The following is a 16,981-nucleotide window of genomic DNA, read 5'->3' on the forward strand; positions in this document are numbered from 1 at the left end:
TTCCACACGAGATTGCGTCCGTCTCGACGCGTCCGGGCCGGTGACGGGGATTCGGCAGGGTTTTCCCATTGGAAGCGTTTTGAAGCTGCCTTGGACCTGACTCCGATTATTCACACGCTTGTCAGTTTAGGTTGCCAATGCTAGAAATCGGCCTGATTTCTCACACATCTTTATAAGGAGAATTTTGCATGAAACGTCTTGTTCTGCTGATGGCACTGATGCTCGCCGGTTCTTCCGTGGCCATGGCCGACACCCTGCAGCTGCTGACCTGGAAGGGCTACGCGCCCAAGGAACTTGTCGACAAGTTCCAGGCCGAGACCGGCATCAAGGTCGAGGTGACGTACTCCAACAACGAGGAAATGATCGCCAAGCTGCGGGCCACGCGCGGCGCCGGCTTCGATCTGGCCCAGCCCAGCCAGGACCGCATTTCCTCGGTGCAGGAGGAGTTCGGCATCTACCAGCCCATCGACTACGCCAAGATCCAGGCCGAACTTTTCATCCCCTCCATGCTCGACGCCGTGAAGAAGAATACCCTGGTCGGCGGCAAGTCATACGCCGTGCCCTTCTGCTGGGGCACTTCCGGCCTGGTGGTCAACTCCGCCCAGGCCAAGGGCGCCACGTCCTGGAAGGCGCTCATCGACCCGCAGTACAAGGGCCGTATCAGCTACCGGCTGAAGAGGCCCGTGCTGATCGGCCTCGGCTTTGCCATGGGTTATGACCCCTTCGCCCTCTACGCCGACGAGAAGGCCTACGGCGAGATGCTCGCCAAGATCGAGGCCGAGCTGATCAAGGCCAAGCCCCTGGTCAAGAATTACTGGGCCAACGGCGACCAGTTGCTGGAATCCGTGCGCTCGGGCGAAGTGACCGTGGCCGAGGCCTGGGACAACGGCGGCTGGAAGCTGCACGACGAGAACAAGGACCTCGACTTCGTAGCCCCGGTCGAGGGCGCCCTGGGCTGGATCGACACGTTCACCATCCCGGCCAAGGCCAAGAACGTCGAGGCCGCCTACAAGTGGATCAACTTCATGCTCAAGCCCGAGAACAGCGGCTACTTCACCTCGGCCGAGAAGACCCCCACGGCCTCCAAGGACGCCGCTCCCTTCGTCGACAAGGCCTTCCAGGCCAACTTCGACCGCTCCTTCCCCCAGGCGGTCATCGACAACATCAAGTGGTACCCGCCCGTGCCCGCCAAGCTCGAAGCCATGGAAGGCAAGGTGCTGGACAAGGTCAAGGCCGCCAACTAACGTCCCGCAGGTCCGCAGCCAGCCGGCTGCGGACCCCTCCCCAATTTTCTCACAAGGAAGGCGCATGCAACCCGATCTGGTCGTTTCCCGTCTGGTCAAGGATTTCGGAACGTTTCGGGCCGTGGACGACGTCTCGTTCCCGGTGCCCAAGGGTTCCTTCTTCTCCATCCTCGGCCCCTCGGGCTGCGGCAAGACCACGCTCCTGCGCATGATCGCGGGTTTCGAGGAACAGACGGACGGGACCATCGAGATCAGCGGCCGGGACATGCGCGGGGTCACGCCCGACAAGCGGCCCGTCAATCTGGTCTTTCAGCATCTGGCGCTCTTCCCGATGATGGACGTGGCCGAGAACATCGCCTTCGGCCTGCGGCGCCGCAAGGTGCCCACGGCTGAGATCCGCAGGCGCACGGAGGAGATTCTTGAGCGGGTCGACCTGCCCGGCTACGGCGCCAAGCGCATCAACCAGCTTTCCGGCGGCCAGAAGCAGCGCGTGGCCATCGCCCGCTGCCTGGTCCTCGAACCCAGGCTCCTGCTCCTGGACGAGCCCCTGGGAGCTTTGGACCTGAAGCTCCGCGAACAGATGAAGGTCGAGCTCAAGAAGCTGCAGGCCAAGATCGGCACGACCTTCATCTACATCACCCACGACCAGTCCGAGGCCCTGGTCATGTCCGACACCGTGGCGGTCATGAACCGGGGGCGCTTCGAGCAGGTCGGCACCCCGCAGGAACTGTACGGCGACCCGCACACCCCCTTCGTGGCCGGGTTTGTTGGCGACAGCAACCGCTGGGAGGGCGAGGTGGTGGAGATGGACGGCGAGACGGTCCTGGTCCGCACGGACGAGGACCTGGTCTTCCGGGCCCGGCGCAAGGCCGACGCCGGCAAGGGCCCGGCCACGCTCTTCCTGCGGCCCGAGGCCATGGTCATCGAGCCCGCCGACGCCTCTGGCCTCAACACCTTTCCGGTCACGGTCAGGGCCATCCTCTTCGACGGCGCCAACAGCCGGCTGCTGACGGCCACGCCGTCGGGCCACGAACTCCTGGTGGCCCTGCCCCAGAACCGCGCCTTCGACCACATCCGGCCCGGCGCGGATATCACCCTGGGCTGGCACCCGCAGTCCGGCATCGCCTTCGGACGCGGGGAGGGCAGGCCATGAGGCGCGGCGGCCTGTTCTGGCTCTTCCTGACGCCGGTTTTGGTGTGGCTCTTCCTGCTCATCGTCCTGCCGCACCTGGACCTCCTGATCCTTAGCTTCCGGGCTGACGGGGCCTGGAGCCTCGAAAACTACGGCACCTTTTTCACCGAGCCCATCTACTGGCTGACCTTCGTGCGCACGGCCGCCTACTCGGTCATCACCACCTTCCTGACCCTGGTCGTGTCCCTGCCCGTGGCCTTCTACATCACCAAGCTCTCGCGGCCCGGGGTGCGCGGCTTCCTCATGGTGCTGCTGCTCCTGCCGTTCTGGGTCAGCGAACTGGTGCGCGTCTACGGCTGGATGATCCTGCTGCGGGAGTCCGGGGTGCTGAATTACTTCCTGCTGCAGCTGGGCCTTCTGGAGAAGCCCGTGGAGATGCTCTACAACGACGCGACCATGATCATGGGCCTGGTGTATACCTCCATGCTCTTCATGGTCGTGCCCCTGGTCTCGGTCATGGAGGGTCTCGACGACAGCCTCGTCGAGGCGGCCTACGACCTGGGCGCGAGCAAGACCTGCATCTGGCGCACGATCATCATCCCGCACTGCAAGCCGGGCATCACCTCGGGTTCCATCGTGGTCTTCATGCTCGTGCTCGGCAACTACCTCACGCCCAACCTCATGGGAGGCAAGAACTCCCTGTGGTTCACCGAGCAGATCTACAACCAGTTCATCGCCAGTTTCAACTGGAATCAGGGCGCGGCCTTCGGCTTCATGCTCCTGGTGCTGAGTTCCCTCATCATCTGGCTGGGCCTGAAGATCACGGGCCAGCGCCTGGGCGAGGTGGCGTCATGATCCGCTCCCTGCCCAGATCGCGGGCCTACGACCGGTCCTTCGTCGTCTTCGTGGTCCTGTATTTCGTCTTTCTCTTCGCGCCGCTGCTGGTGACCTGCGTGCTGGCCTTCAACGACTCCGACTTCCCGTCCCTGCCCTGGCGTGGCTTCACCCTGGACTGGTTTTTGGCCGGCGGGCCCAAGCGCGTCGGCATCTTCGAGGATCCGGACAACCTGCGCGCCATCTGGGTCAGCTTCCAGACGGCGGTGTGGGTCTCCATCTCCTGCGTGGTGGTGGGGGTGTGCGCCGCCTTCCTGTTCGAGCAGGAGAACTTCCGCGGGAAGAACTTCCTGTATTTCCTCATGCTCGCACCGCTGGTCATCCCCGGCGTGATCCTGGGCATTTCCATCCTGCTGGGCGCGACCACGGCGGGCATCTATTTCGAGGACCACTGGAATCTCGATATCGAACTCTTCCGGCCCAGTTTCTGGCTGGTGGTGGTCGGGCAGTTCTCCTTCATCACCACCTTCGTGACCCTGGTCGTGTCGGCCCGGCTGCGCAAGTTCGACCGCTCCCTCGAAGAGGCTGCCCTGAACCTCGGCGCCACGCGCCTGCAGGTCATCTGGCACATCACGCTGCGCTACCTGCGCACGTCCATCATCGGCTCCGGGGCAGTGGCCTTCCTGATGAGCTTCGAGAACTTCAATACCACGCTCTTCCTCGTGGGCTCCCAACCGACCCTGCCCATCAACCTCTACCTGCAGGTCCGCGACGGCTCCACACCGGTCATCAATTCCGTCTCGTTTTTGCTGATCGTGGGCACGTCGCTGCTGGCGCTGGGGAACCTGTACCTGGACAGGAAGGAGTAGGGGCGGGGCTGCCTGGACCTCATGGACGATATGGACGGGGTTCCCCGAGTGCGCGGAGACCTGGCCCATTTCGTCCATCTCGTCCATGAGGTCCATCTCGTCCATGACAGCCTCCTCTTCTTCCCCCGTTTGACTTTGCCTTCCCCCGGGGCCAATAAAAAAGCCGCTCTTGCAAGCGGCTTTTTTCATCGGCGCGGAAAACGCGGTTATTTGCGGGCGCTTTTGTTGATGGTCTCCACAAGCTCCGCGGCGGCCTGGGACGAGGCGCCCTGCTGGGTCTGCTCGTCGAGGGACTGGGCCTTGGGCCAGCGGCAGCGGTGGTAGGAGATGGTGGCTTTCTGGGAGAGCTGGTCGATCTTGGCCAGCATGACGCCCATGGCTTCCTGGGTGATGACGATGTGCCCGCATTCGGAGCACTTGGGCACGGGGACGTCTTCGAAACAGAAAAGATGATTACGGCACTCCATCTGATAGGAGATGTTTTCTTCGGCGACGGCGTCGCATCCGCATTTTTGGCAGATCATGGCAACCTCGTGTGGTCTGGTCTGGGACTGGTAGTCTGGTAATGAACCGGGACAATTGTTCCTTATAAGCATGTTTTCGAAGTTTGGCAATCACTTGTCTACGCGGCTGAAATCATGATTTTTTATGTTTCACGGGAAAACCGGTCCGGCAGGCGTCAGGCGGCTTCCTGCGGCCGGTGTTTCGTGCCTGTTGGCACTCATCTTGTATATGTTTCGGAGGTACTATGAGCAGAATCGGTTGGGTCGGAATAGGCGTCATGGGGCGGTCCATGTGCGGTCATCTGCTGGCCGCGGGCCACGAGGTCCGCGTTTTCACGCGCACGAAGGCGTCGGCCTCCGGCGTCCTCGAAGCCGGGGCCGTGTGGTGCGACCGGCCCGGGGACGTGGCCGAGGGTTCGGATTTCGTGTTCACCATCGTCGGCTACCCGTCCGACGTGCGCGCCGTGTACCTGGCCGAGGGCGGACTCGTGGAGAAGGCCGCGCCCGGGACCGTGCTGGTCGACATGACCACCTCGGAACCGGCCCTGGCCGTGGAGATCCACGGGGCCGCCGCGGCCCGCGGTGTACACGCCCTGGATGCGCCGGTGTCCGGCGGCGATCTCGGCGCCCGGAACGCCGCCCTGGCCATCATGGTCGGCGGCGGGCAGGAGCCCTTCGACAGGACCGTGCCCCTCTTCGAGAAGATGGGGAAGAACATCCGCCTCATGGGCGGGCCCGGCGCGGGGCAGCACACGAAGATGAGCAACCAGATCCTCATCGCCGGCACCATGATCGGCGTGGTCGAGTCGCTCCTCTACGCCGTGCGCGCGGGCCTCGACGTGGACGCGGTCATCGACGTCATCGGCAGCGGCGCGGCCGGGTCCTGGTCCATCAACAACCTGGGCCGGCGCATCGCCAAGGATGATTTCGACCCGGGCTTCTACATCAAGCATTTCGTCAAGGACATGGGCATCGCCCTAGCCGAGGCCAAACGCATGCGCATCAGCCTGCCGGGCCTGGCCCTGGTGGAGCAGCTCTACGTGGCGGCCATGGCCCAGGGGCTTGAGAACATGGGCACCCAGGCCCTTTACACCGCCCTGAAGAACATGAACGCCGCCAGGTAGGCAGCGGGCCGCGGGGCCCTTGCCCCGCGGCTGAAAACGGTATTTCGCGGAGAATTCGTGCGCACCCTCATTCTCGCCTTCTTCCTGTTCTGCCTCATCCCCTGCGCCTGGGCGCAGGACGAGCAGAAGATCAACATCCTCTACCTCAACTCGTACCACAACGGATACGAGTGGTCGGACAGCATCTTCGAGGGCGTGCGCGACACCTTCCGCAAGAGCGGGAAGAACATCTATCTCCAGATCGAGTACATGGACTCCAAACGGTTTTCCGGGGAGAAGATCAATGAGATCCTGCTCAACTACTACACCTTCAAGTTTCGGACAATGCATTTCGATCTCATCGTCACCTCAGATAACAACGCCTACGAATTCATGTCCCGGCACGGTGAAGAGCTGTTCCCCGGCGTGCCTATCGTCTTCTGCGGCATCAACGACGTCGAGGCCGGCGCGGTGCCCATGCGCGACCGCATGACCGGCGTGCTGGAAGAGTTCGACGTGCCGTCCAACATCGCCACTGCGCTCAAGTTCCATCCGGGCAAGAAGCGCCTGGTGGTCATCGGCGACCAGAGCCTCACGGGCGTGGCCATCGCCAACCAGGTGCGGGCGCAGCTGCATCTGCTGCCGCCCGAGATCGAGGTGGAGTTCTTGGACGAATTCAGCCTGGACGAGCTGGTGGCCAAGGTGCGCTTCGCCGCCGCCGACAGCATTTTCTTCTTCATCCCCTTCTACAAGGACGTGGGCGAGGCCGTATACTCGGCCCAGGACCTCCTGGAGATCGTCTGGGAAAAGACCGAGGCTCCCCTCTACGGGGCCTGGGAATTCCTTCTCGGGCACGGGCTGGTGGGCGGCAAGCTCATCAGCGGCTACGCCCACGGCCAGGCCGCGGCCGAGATGGGCCTGCGCATCCTGGACGGCGAGTCGCCGGCCCGCATCCCCATCACCGTCAGTCCCGACGAGCCGCCGAAGTTCGACTACCGGGTGCTCATGCGCCTGGGGATCAACCTGAAGCTCCTGCCCGAGGGCAGCGTGCTGATCAACGAACCGTCGCCGTTCTACTCCATCAACCGGCACCAGTTCTGGACCATCATCATAAGCCTGGTCATCCTGTCCATGGTCCTGGTGCTTCTGGTCATCAACATCCTCGAGCGCAAGCAGATCGAGGTGCGCATCAAGAACCAGCTGTCCTTCCTGCGCACCCTCATGGACACGCTGCCCGTGCCCATCTGGTTTACGGACCGCAGCGGGAGCATCGCCGGTGTCAACCGGGCCTTCGAGAACTGGTTCGGAGTCGGCTGGCAGCAGGATCGCGCCTTCGCCTCGCATGGGCCGGTCCTGCCCGATTCCCGTTTCGCCCCCATGCTCGACGCGCGCATGGATTCCTTCGAGGGCCAGATCCAGCACGGCGACGGGACCTTGCGTTCGGCCGTGCTGCACAAGGCCGTCTACGCCGACGCCCAGGGCGACAACACGGGCGTCGTCGGCGTGATCTACGATATCTCCGACCGCAAGAAGGCCGAGGACGACCTGCGCGCGGCCGAGGAGAAGTACCGCACCATCTTCGAGAACTCGGCCTTGGGCATCTTCCAGACCACCCCCGACGGCTCGTGGATCGTGGCCAACCCGGCCCTGGCGCGGATGCTCGGCTATGCGGGCCCCGAGGAGCTCATGGCCGAGAACCCCAACATCGCGACCCTCTACTATCAGCAGAGCGACCGCGAGCGCGTGGTGGACCTCTACGAGCAGAACCGCGGCGGCATCGAGGCCGAAATCCTCTTCCGTCGGCGCGACGGGGCCGTCATCACGGCCAACCTCAACGCCCGGGCAGTGCGCGGCTGCGACGACGGCTTCTGCCATTTCGAAGGCTTCATCGAGGACATCACCGACCGCAAGGCCGCGGAGCTGGCCCTGGCCGCGTCCGAAGCCATGCTCCAGCTCGTCCTCGATACCATCCCCCAGCTCGTGCACTGGAAGGACAAGCGGCTGCGCATCATCGGCGCCAACCGCAACTTCCTGGCCCACGTGGGCCAGACGGAGCTGGCGTCCATCCTCGGCAAGACCTACGGCGAGGTCCTGACCGACGCCGCCGAGATCCAGCGCATCGCGGAGCTCGACCGGGAGGTCATCGAGGCCGACGAGCCGCATTTCCGCATGCGCATGGAGACCCGCAACGCCGTCGGCGAGGCCATGTGGCTGCTGGTCAACAAGGTCCCGCTGCATGGGCCGCGGGGCGAGGTGGTCGGCATCCTGAGCACGGCCGAGGACATCACCCAGACCATCAGCCTCGAAAAGCAGCTCCTGCAGTCCCAGAAGATGGAGGCCATCGGCACCCTGGCCGGAGGCATCGCCCACGATTTCAACAACATCCTGACCTCCATCATGAACTCGACCGAGCTGGCCATGGAGGACATCCCCGAGGGCAGCATCGCCTGGAAGGACCTGGAGCGCAGCCTCAAGGCGGCGGTGCGGGGCAGCGGCCTCATCAAGCAGATTCTGACCTTCAGCCGTCCGACCCAGGAGGGTTTCGTGCCCACGGACCTGCGCGAGGTGGTCAGCGAGGCCGTGGCCCTCATCCGCGTGTCCATGCCGCGCAACATCAGCGTGCTTTCCCGGGTCGATGACGACCTGCCGCTCTGCCTGGCCGACCCGACCCAGGTCCACCAGATCGTCATGAACCTGGCCACCAACGCCTTCCAGGCCCTGGGCGCGAAGGGCGGCACCATCTCCATCAGCCTCGGCGGGCTGTCCCTGGAGCGCGACGACCCCCGTTGCGGCGGCCTGGTGCCCGGCCAGTACAGCCTGTTGCGCATCGAGGACGACGGGCCGGGCATTCCCGAGGACATCCAGGACAAGATCTACGACCCGTTTTTCACCACCAAGGGCAAGGGCGAGGGGACGGGACTGGGCCTGGCCGTGGTTCACGGCATAGTGCGCAACCACGGCGGGGGGATCCGGCTCGACAGCGCTCTCGGGCGGACGCGTTTCGACATCCTGCTGCCCGGCATGAACGATTCCTGTCTCCTGCCGGGCACGTGCGACAGCGCCGTGGCCATGGGCAGCGAGCGCCTGGCCTTCATCGAGGACGACGAGGACCAGCTGCAGCTCATCCCGCGCGTGCTCGCGCAGCTCGGCTACACGGTGCACCCGTTCCACTGCGCGTCCGAGGCCATCGAGGCCGTCTGCGGCGGGCTTGGACTCGATCTGGTCATCACGGATTTCGACATGCCTGGCATGAACGGCTTCGACGTGGCCGCGGCCCTGAAGGACTGCCGCCCCGAGCTGCCGGTCATCATGGTCTCGGGCCGCAAGCACGCGGCCGAGTTCGCGCCGCAGTCGGGCAACATCAGGCTTTTCGTGAGCAAACCCTATAACAAGGACATCCTCGGGCGGGCCATCCGTGATGTTCTGGACAAGGACGCATGATGGCGAGGATTCTGATCATCGACGACGACAGGCAGGTCTGCGAGACCCTTGAAAGCCTGGTCCACAGGCTGGGCCACGAGTGTCATGCGGCCCAGACACTGAAGGATGGGCTGGCGCAGTTGGGCAACGGGGAATTCGACCTCGTCTTTCTCGACGTGCGCCTGCCCGATGGCAACGGGCTTGAGGCCCTGGGTCAGATCCGCAGCCAGGCCGCGCCGCCGGACGTCATCGTCCTGACCGGCCAGGGCGACCCCGAAGGCGCGGAGCTGGCCATCCAGGGGGGCGTCTGGGACTACCTGGTCAAGCCGTCGCCCATCAGGCAGATCAAGGAGACCCTCAATCGGGCCCTGGCCCAGCGGCAGGACAGAAAGGACCTCGCCCTGGATCTCACGGACGTGGTGGGGCAGAGCAACGCCATGCGCCAGTGCTACGAACGCCTGGCCCAGGCCAGCGGCTCGGATTCGACGGTTCTGGTCACGGGTGAGACGGGCACGGGCAAGGAACTGCTGGCCCGGACCATTCACCGCAATTCGGGCCGGGCCGACCGCGCCTTCGTGGTCGTGGACTGTGCGGCCCTGACGGAATCCCTGCTGGAGAGCATCCTTTTCGGCCACACCAAGGGCGCCTTCACGGGCGCGGCCCGGGACCGCGTGGGCTTGGTCAAGCTCGCCGACGGGGGCACCCTGTTTCTGGACGAGATCGGCGAACTGCCCCTCTCGGCCCAGAAGACCTTTCTGCGCGTCCTGCAGGAGCACCGTTTCAGGCCCGTGGGCGGGAACCAGGAGCTGCAGAGCGACTTCCGCCTCATCTCGGCCACGAACCGGGACCTGTCGGCCATGGTCGCGGCGGGGGAGTTCCGGCAGGACCTCTTCTACCGCATCAACACCATCCACCTGACCCTGCCGCCCCTGCGCGAACGGGAGGAGGACATTCTGATCCTGGCGCGGCACCACATCGACAAGCTCTGCCGGCAGCGCAACATCCCGGTCAAGGAGATGGACCCGGAGTTCATGGCCATGCTCCGTCTCTACGATTGGCCCGGAAACGTCCGCGAACTCTTCAACACCATCGAACAGGCCTTCGTGCTGTCGGGCGCGGAGAAGACGGTCTACGTGCAGCACCTGCCGCAGGCGGTGCGTATCCGGGTGGCCAAATCCATGCTGGAGAGGAGTCGGGAAGATGCGGTGGTAGAGGCAGGAGACGGAAGGGACGAAGAGAATCTCCCTTCATTGAAGGACTTCAAGACCGCGATGGAAAGGGAGTACCTGCAGAGGCTCTTGCGGGCCCATGGGAGGGATATCCCCAAGATGCTCGGCGTATCGGGACTTTCCCGGTCTCACCTGTACGCCATGCTCAAAAAGCACGACCTCGAGGCGTAGCTTGCGATCTATTCTTCGTCGACTTCCTTGCCCAGCCAGTATTCCTTCCAGGAATCGAGGATGTATTCCGTCTTGACCAGCACGCTGTCGCCGTCATTGATGCGCTGCTTCTGCATGGGGGTCAGCAGCTGCGACAGCTGCATCGTCTCGTTCTGAGAGAGGCCTCTGATCACGCCGCTTTTGGTTATGCTTTTTCCTTTCATCACAAACCTCCGTTTTGTGTCTGATAATGCATCAAATGCGATTGTGGCAAGATGCGCGCCGATTTTTTAGCAAAATAATTGCCAATCAAGGTGTATCGGCGCGTTTTGTTCGCCCTTGATTTCGTATCATCCTGATTTTCAGTATGTTATGCGCGCGGTCTTTTTTCAGGCCGCCGCGGGGCGAGTTCATGTGCATGCACCGCGTGTGCATTTTTGAAACACCGCATGTGGCGTCTTGCGACGTTTGTGCACACCTGCGCACAACTCCGGCCGGTCTGGCCGCGGAAATCCCCTTGCTGAAAAATGGTTGTTTAGTCAACCAAATTGTGCTACCCAGATCGGTCATGCGCAGTCCGGAAAATCAGACGCATTTTCGGCGATGCTCCGTCGATCGGTTCAGCGATCACGCCCGGTCTACCCCGTCAGCGGAATTCGGACGATCGGGCGGGCCGAAAAAGGGGCTGAGTACGCTGTCGGAGAATCCCGGTATGAGCATGTCCGGAAAACCGGACACGGGGGGCGTGAACGGCAAATCCGCCTTTAACCTTGCAATTACGCGCGTTAACCGGATTGAAGTTGTTTGTTTGCATTCCGCAAATATCGTGGTAGGTCTGCGATCAAACCCATGTTGTCTTTTTTTTCGGACAAACCGGAGGGAGGGGAGTGCGTGAGATGTCGATAGTCTCGTAAAAATGTTGTATTTCGGATAGTTAGTTTGTTTTTACCCGATGGCACAAAACTTGTTTCTATAGGCAGTAGCGCACGCTGTGGAAGCGCACGCCTTGAAACACCAACCTGGCTTTAGGAGAAGATACATGGCAAAAAATATGAAAACCATGGATGGGAACACCGCCGTCACCCATATCGCCTATGCGATGAGTGACACGGCCGCCATTTACCCGATCACCCCCTCTTCGACCATGGGTGAGATCGCGGACGAGTGGGCGGCCCAGGGCCGGCTGAATATTTTCGACCAGAAGGTCCTGGTTCGTCAGATGCAGTCCGAAGCTGGCGCTGCCGGCGCTGTGCACGGCTCCCTGGCCGGAGGCGCGCTGACCTCCACCTTTACCTGTTCCCAGGGCCTCTTGCTCATGATCCCCAACATGTACAAGATTTCCGGCGAACTGCTTCCGGGCGTCTTCCATGTCAGCGCGCGCGCCGTGGCCGCGCATGCCCTGTCGATCTTCGGCGACCACCAGGATGTCATGGCCTGTCGCCAGACCGGTTTCGCCATGCTGGCTTCCAGCTCCGTGCAGGAGTGCATGGACCTGGCCCTGGTCGCGCATCTGTCCTCCATCGAATCGAGCATCCCCTTCCTGCACTTCTTCGACGGCTTCCGCTCTTCCCATGAAATTCAGAAGATCGAGGTCATCGACTACGAAGACATCAAGAAGGTCGTCAATTACGAGGCCATCGCCGAATTCCGCGCCCGCGCCATGAGCCCGGCCAATCCGTCCATTCGCGGCACCGCCCAGAACCCGGACATCTACTATCAGGGCCGCGAAGCTTCCAACGTCTACTACGATCAGCTTTCCTCCATCGTGGTCGAGCAGATGAAGAAGGTCGCCTCGATCACCGGCCGTTCCTACAAGCCTTTCGACTACGTCGGCCACCCGCAGGCCGAGCGCGTCATCGTGGCCATGGGCTCTTCCTGTGAAACCATCGAGGAAGTGGTGCGCCACCTTCTGGCCAAGGGCGAGAAGGTCGGTCTGGTCAAGGTTCGCCTGTACCGTCCGTTCCTGCCCGAGTACTTCCTGCAGGTCCTGCCCGCCACGGCCTCCGTCATCACCGTGCTCGACCGCACCAAGGAGCCCGGCGCCAAGGGCGATCCGCTCTACAAGGACATTTGCACCGCCTACATGGAGCGCGGCGAAATGCCCGAGATCGTCGCCGGCCGTTACGGTCTGGGCTCCAAAGAGTTCACCCCGGCCATGGTCAAGGCCGTCTATGACAACATGCTGGTCGCCCAGCCCAAGCATCATTTCAATGTCGGCATCGACGACGATGTGACCCACACCTCCCTCGACGTGCCGGCCTTCGCCGACACCACCCCGGCCGGCACCGTGCAGTGCAAGTTCTGGGGCCTGGGCTCCGACGGCACCGTCGGCGCCAACAAGGAAGCCATCAAGATCATCGGTGACAACACCGACATGTACGCCCAGGGCTACTTCGCCTACGATTCCAAGAAGTCCGGCGGCATCACCGTGTCCCACCTGCGTTTCGGCAAGGAGCCCATCCAGTCCACGTACCTGGTCAACGCCGCCGACTACATCGCCTGCCACAAGGCCAGCTACGTGCACACCTACGACGTGCTCGACGGCATCAAGGACGGCGGCACCTTCGTGCTCAACTCCAACTGGACCGCCGAGGACATGGAGAAGGAACTGCCCGCCTCCATGCGCCGCACCATCGCCAAGAAGAACCTCAAGTTCTACAACATCGACGCGGTCAAGATCGCGGCGGAAGTGGGCCTTGGTAACCGCATCAACATGGTCATGCAGACCGCCTTCTTCAAGCTGGCCAACGTCATGCCCTTCGAAGAGGCCGTCGCGCTCCTGAAGAAGGCCATCAAGAAGGCCTACGGCAAGAAGGGCGATAAGATCGTCAACATGAACATAGCCGCCGTGGATCAGGCCTCCGCGAATCTGATCGAGATCAAGGTCCCGGCCTCCTGGGCCGACGCAGCCTGCGACTGCGGTGCCGGCAAGGACGAACCCGATTTCGTCAAGAACGTCATGCGTCCCATCCTGGCCCAGAAGGGCGACAGCCTGCCCGTGTCCGCCTTCGAGCCGGACGGACTGTTTCCCGTGGCCACCTCCCAGTTCGAGAAGCGCGGCGTGGCCATCAACGTGCCCGAATGGATCGCGGCCAACTGCATCCAGTGCAACCAGTGCTCCTTCGTCTGCCCGCACGCCGCCATCCTGCCCGTGCTGCTGACGGATGAGGAGATGGCCGAGGCCCCCGAGACCTTCGAGACCATCGATGCCCTGGGCAAGGAACTCAAAGGCATGAAGTTCCGCATCCAGGTCAACACCCTGGACTGCATGGGCTGCGGCAACTGCGCCGACATCTGCCCGGCCAAGACCACGGCCTTGGTCATGAAGCCCCTGGAGACCCAGACCCCGAAGGAAGTGCCCAATTACGACTTCTCGGTCACCGTTCCCTTCAAGGACAACCTCATGCGCCGCGACACGGTCAAGGGCAGCCAGCTGCAGAAGCCGCTGATGGAATTCTCCGGCGCCTGCTCAGGCTGCGGCGAAACCCCGTACGTCAAGGTGCTGACCCAGCTCTTCGGTGAGCGCATGGTCATCGCCAACGCCACGGGCTGCTCCTCCATCTGGGGCGCCTCCGCGCCGACCACTCCCTACACGGTCAACGCCGAAGGGCACGGCCCGGCCTGGGGCAACTCCCTGTTCGAGGATGCCGCCGAATTCGGTTACGGCATTCAGATGGCCTATGCCCAGCGTCAGGCCAAGCTGGTCGACCTGGTCGTCAAGGCTCTGGAAGGCGAGCTTCCCGAAGATCTGGCCGAAGCCTTCAAGGGCTGGCTCGAAAACCGCGGCAACGCGGAAAAATCCAAAGAATACGGCGATACCGTTCGTGACATCCTGGCCTTCATGAACCGCGACGTGCTGCTCGACGAGATCTACGAGAACGAGGAGCTCTTCACCAAGAACTCCTTCTGGATCTTCGGCGGCGACGGTTGGGCCTACGATATCGGCTATGGCGGGCTGGACCATGTTCTGGCCTCTGGCGAAGACATCAACGTTCTGGTGATGGACACGGAAGTGTACTCCAACACTGGCGGGCAGTCCTCCAAGGCGACCCCGCTCGGCTCCATCGCCAAGTTCGCTGCTTCAGGAAAGCGGACAGGGAAGAAGGATCTCGGACGCATGGCCATGAGCTACGGCTATGTCTACGTGGCCACGGTCTCCATGGGCTACGACAAGCAGCAGCTCCTGAAGGCCTTCCGCGAGGCGGAGGCCTATCCCGGGCCGTCTCTGATCATTGCCTACGCTCCGTGCATCAACCAGGGACTTCGCAAGGGCATGGGCAAGACCCAGCTCGAGTCGAAGCTGGCCGTGCAGTCCGGCTACTGGCCGCTGTACCGCTACAATCCCTTGTTGGCCGAAGAGGGCAAGAACCCCTTCACCCTGGACTCCAAGGCTCCGGACGGGTCCATCCAGGAGTTCCTGGCCAGCGAAAACCGGTATGCTCTGCTCGAAAAGATCGCGCCCGAAGACTCCAAGCGTCTGCGCACCCAGATCGAGCAGGATTACCAGCACCGTTTTGCGATGTACGAGTACCTCTCCAAGCAGGAGTTCGCTCCGGTCCAGGCCGCTTCCGAGCCTGTAGCCGCCGCTGTTCCTGCCGGTGAGGGCTGTACGCTTACGGCAACCGCCGAGCACTCCGGGGCCAACAAGCCCGCGGAGCCCTGCGATGACGGTCGCGCCGGAAAATAGGTAAAGGCTCGCCGCCTGTCCGCGGGGTGGGGTACCCGCGGACAGGCGGTCTTTTCATCAGTTTTATTTGGAGGGAGATATGTCAATTCCTGTCTTGGCAATGGTGGCTCTGCTGCCCATTCTGGTTGCTCTCGTGCTGATGGTCGGCATGCGCTGGCCTTCGACGAAAGCCATGCCCCTGGCGTGGCTCGTGTGCGTGCTCGGCGCCATCGGCGCATGGAACTTGCCCGTCGGTTACGTGACCGCGCTTTCGCTGCAGGGCATCATCATCGCCATCGGCGTTCTGATCATCGTTTTCGGCGCCATCATCATCCTCTACACCCTGAAGTACTCAGGCGGCATGGAAACCATCCAGTACGGGATGCAGAACATCAGCCGCGACAAGCGCATCCAGGCCATCATCATCGGCTACATGTTCGCGGCCTTCATCGAAGGCGCGGCCGGCTTCGGCACGCCCGCAGCTCTCGCGGCTCCGCTGCTCCTGTCCCTGGGCTTCCCGCCCCTGGCCGCCGCGGTCATCTGTCTGGTCTTCAACTCTTTCCCGGTTTCTTTCGGCGCGGTCGGAACGCCCATCCTCGTGGGCCTGAAGTTCCTCGACCCGCTGGCCAAGGCCGCCGTTGCCGCCGGCACCCCCGGCCTGAACTTCGTTGATTTCGGTTCTTTCGCCAAGGTCATCGGCCAGTGGGTGACCATGATGCACGGTCCCATGGCCGTCATCCTGCCCATCTTCATGCTCGGCTTCCTGACCCGCTTCTTCGGCAAGAACAAGTCCTGGTCCGAAGGCTTCGCCGCTTGGCAGTTCTGTGTTTTCTCCGCCGTGGCCTTCCTGGTCCCGTACCTGACCTTCGCCTGGCTGGTCGGCCCGGAATTCCCGTCCATGATCGGTGGTCTCGTTGGCCTCGGCATCATCGTGGCCGGCGCCAAGGCCGGTTTCTGCGTACCCAAGGACACTTGGGACTTCGGCCCCCAGTCCACGTGGGACGCTGAGTGGACCGGTACCATCGCCACGTCCACCAGCACCGAGTTCAAGCCCCACATGAGCCAGTTCAAGGCATGGCTGCCCTATATCCTGATCGGCGCCATCCTGGTCGTGACCCGCATCCCCGAACTGGGCCTCAAGGCCGTCCTGGCCGCCCAGAAGCTGCCCTTCAACGACATCCTCGGCTACAAGGGCGTTTCCGCCTCCATCGACTACCTGTACCTGCCCGGCACCATCCCCTTCATGCTGGTCGCCATCCTGACCATCGCCCTCCACGGCATGAAGGGTGACGCAGTCAAGCAGGCCTGGACCGAGTCCTTCGTGAAGATGAAGGCCCCGACCATCGCGCTCTTCGCGGCCGTGGCCCTGGTCTCCATCTACCGCGGTTCCGGCGTGGCCGACGCGATCCTGAACCCCAACAACTACCCCTCCATGCCCCTGGCCATGGCCAAGACCGTCGCCGCTTTCGCCGGCAACGCCTGGCCCATGCTGGCCTCCTACGTGGGTGGTCTGGGCGCCTTCATCACCGGCTCCAACACGGTCTCCGACCTTCTGTTCGCCGAATTCCAGTGGGGCGTCGCCCAGCAGCTGGAACTGCCGCGCCAGATCATCGTGGCCGCCCAGGTCGCCGGCGGTGCCATGGGCAACATGATCTGCATCCACAACATCGTCGCCGTCTGCGCCGTCACCGGCCTGATCGGCCGCGAAGGCATGATCCTGAAGCGCACTTTCTGGCCCTTCGTGCTCTACGGCATCGTCGTGGGCATCATCGCCTCCCTGATGTGCTTCGTCTTCCTGCCTCACCTGTTCTAGTTGTCAATGCGGTCCCGGG

11 protein-coding genes are annotated in these 16,981 nt (G+C 62.9%); 9 read left to right on the plus strand and 2 right to left on the minus strand.

All coding sequences use genetic code 11. The features are described from left to right. Nucleotides 1-188 precede the first annotated feature (188 nt). The 4 genes from G394_RS0100955 to G394_RS0100970 all read left to right on the plus strand — a co-directional run bounded on the left by G394_RS0100955 (nucleotide 189) and on the right by G394_RS0100970 (nucleotide 4,078). Nucleotides 189-1,244, plus strand: a complete 1,056-nt coding sequence (locus tag G394_RS0100955; RefSeq protein ID WP_028576042.1) for an extracellular solute-binding protein — start codon at nucleotides 189-191, stop codon at nucleotides 1,242-1,244. A 64-nt stretch (nucleotides 1,245-1,308) separates the two neighbouring features. Beyond that, nucleotides 1,309-2,397, plus strand: coding sequence for an ABC transporter ATP-binding protein (locus tag G394_RS0100960; RefSeq protein ID WP_028576043.1), 1,089 nt, complete (start codon nucleotides 1,309-1,311; stop codon nucleotides 2,395-2,397). Further along, nucleotides 2,394-3,230 carry an ABC transporter permease gene (locus G394_RS0100965; protein ID WP_028576044.1) on the plus strand — a complete coding sequence of 279 codons (837 nt, stop codon included), beginning with the start codon at nucleotides 2,394-2,396 and terminating at the stop codon, nucleotides 3,228-3,230. The genes G394_RS0100960 and G394_RS0100965 overlap by 4 nt, the downstream gene beginning before the upstream one ends. Next, the gene (locus G394_RS0100970; RefSeq protein ID WP_028576045.1) at nucleotides 3,227-4,078 is read left to right on the plus strand and encodes an ABC transporter permease; all 852 of its coding nucleotides are present in this window, start codon (nucleotides 3,227-3,229) and stop codon (nucleotides 4,076-4,078) included. The genes G394_RS0100965 and G394_RS0100970 overlap by 4 nt, the downstream gene beginning before the upstream one ends. Nucleotides 4,079-4,284: 206 nt before the next feature. Here G394_RS0100970 and G394_RS0100975 read toward each other — a convergent pair whose 3' ends face one another. Next, nucleotides 4,285-4,602, minus strand: coding sequence for a hypothetical protein (locus tag G394_RS0100975; RefSeq protein ID WP_028576046.1), 318 nt, complete (start codon nucleotides 4,600-4,602; stop codon nucleotides 4,285-4,287). 224 nt (nucleotides 4,603-4,826) lie between these two features. Between G394_RS0100975 and G394_RS0100980 the strand changes: the two genes are divergently transcribed. The 3 genes from G394_RS0100980 to G394_RS0100990 are packed head-to-tail and all read left to right on the plus strand — an operon-like array spanning nucleotide 4,827 to nucleotide 10,504. After that, nucleotides 4,827-5,705 carry an NAD(P)-dependent oxidoreductase gene (locus G394_RS0100980; protein ID WP_028576047.1) on the plus strand — a complete coding sequence of 293 codons (879 nt, stop codon included), beginning with the start codon at nucleotides 4,827-4,829 and terminating at the stop codon, nucleotides 5,703-5,705. Between the two features lie 57 nt (nucleotides 5,706-5,762). Beyond that, entirely contained in the window at nucleotides 5,763-9,125 is a 3,363-nt protein-coding gene (locus tag G394_RS17435) for a hybrid sensor histidine kinase/response regulator (RefSeq protein WP_051306852.1), read from the plus strand. Further along, nucleotides 9,125-10,504 carry a sigma-54-dependent transcriptional regulator gene (locus G394_RS0100990; RefSeq protein ID WP_028576048.1) on the plus strand — a complete coding sequence of 460 codons (1,380 nt, stop codon included), beginning with the start codon at nucleotides 9,125-9,127 and terminating at the stop codon, nucleotides 10,502-10,504. Before G394_RS17435 ends, G394_RS0100990 begins: the two co-directional genes overlap by 1 nt. An 8-nt stretch (nucleotides 10,505-10,512) precedes the next feature. On the opposite strand, the gene G394_RS0100995 is transcribed toward G394_RS0100990, so the two are convergent. Beyond that, nucleotides 10,513-10,707 carry a hypothetical protein gene (locus G394_RS0100995; RefSeq protein ID WP_028576049.1) on the minus strand — a complete coding sequence of 65 codons (195 nt, stop codon included), beginning with the start codon at nucleotides 10,705-10,707 and terminating at the stop codon, nucleotides 10,513-10,515. An 815-nt stretch (nucleotides 10,708-11,522) separates the two neighbouring features. Here G394_RS0100995 and nifJ point away from each other — a divergent pair. Continuing rightward, entirely contained in the window at nucleotides 11,523-15,170 is a 3,648-nt protein-coding gene (gene nifJ, locus G394_RS0101000; protein ID WP_028576050.1) for a pyruvate:ferredoxin (flavodoxin) oxidoreductase, read from the plus strand. A 79-nt stretch (nucleotides 15,171-15,249) separates the two neighbouring features. Beyond that, a complete protein-coding gene (locus G394_RS0101005; protein ID WP_028576051.1) occupies nucleotides 15,250-16,962 on the plus strand; it encodes an L-lactate permease in 1,713 nt (570 codons plus the stop codon). Nucleotides 16,963-16,981: the final 19 nt, after the last annotated feature.

The organism is Desulfomicrobium escambiense DSM 10707, assembly GCF_000428825.1.
In the GTDB taxonomy this organism is placed as follows: Bacteria; Desulfobacterota; Desulfovibrionia; order Desulfovibrionales; family Desulfomicrobiaceae; genus Desulfomicrobium; species Desulfomicrobium escambiense.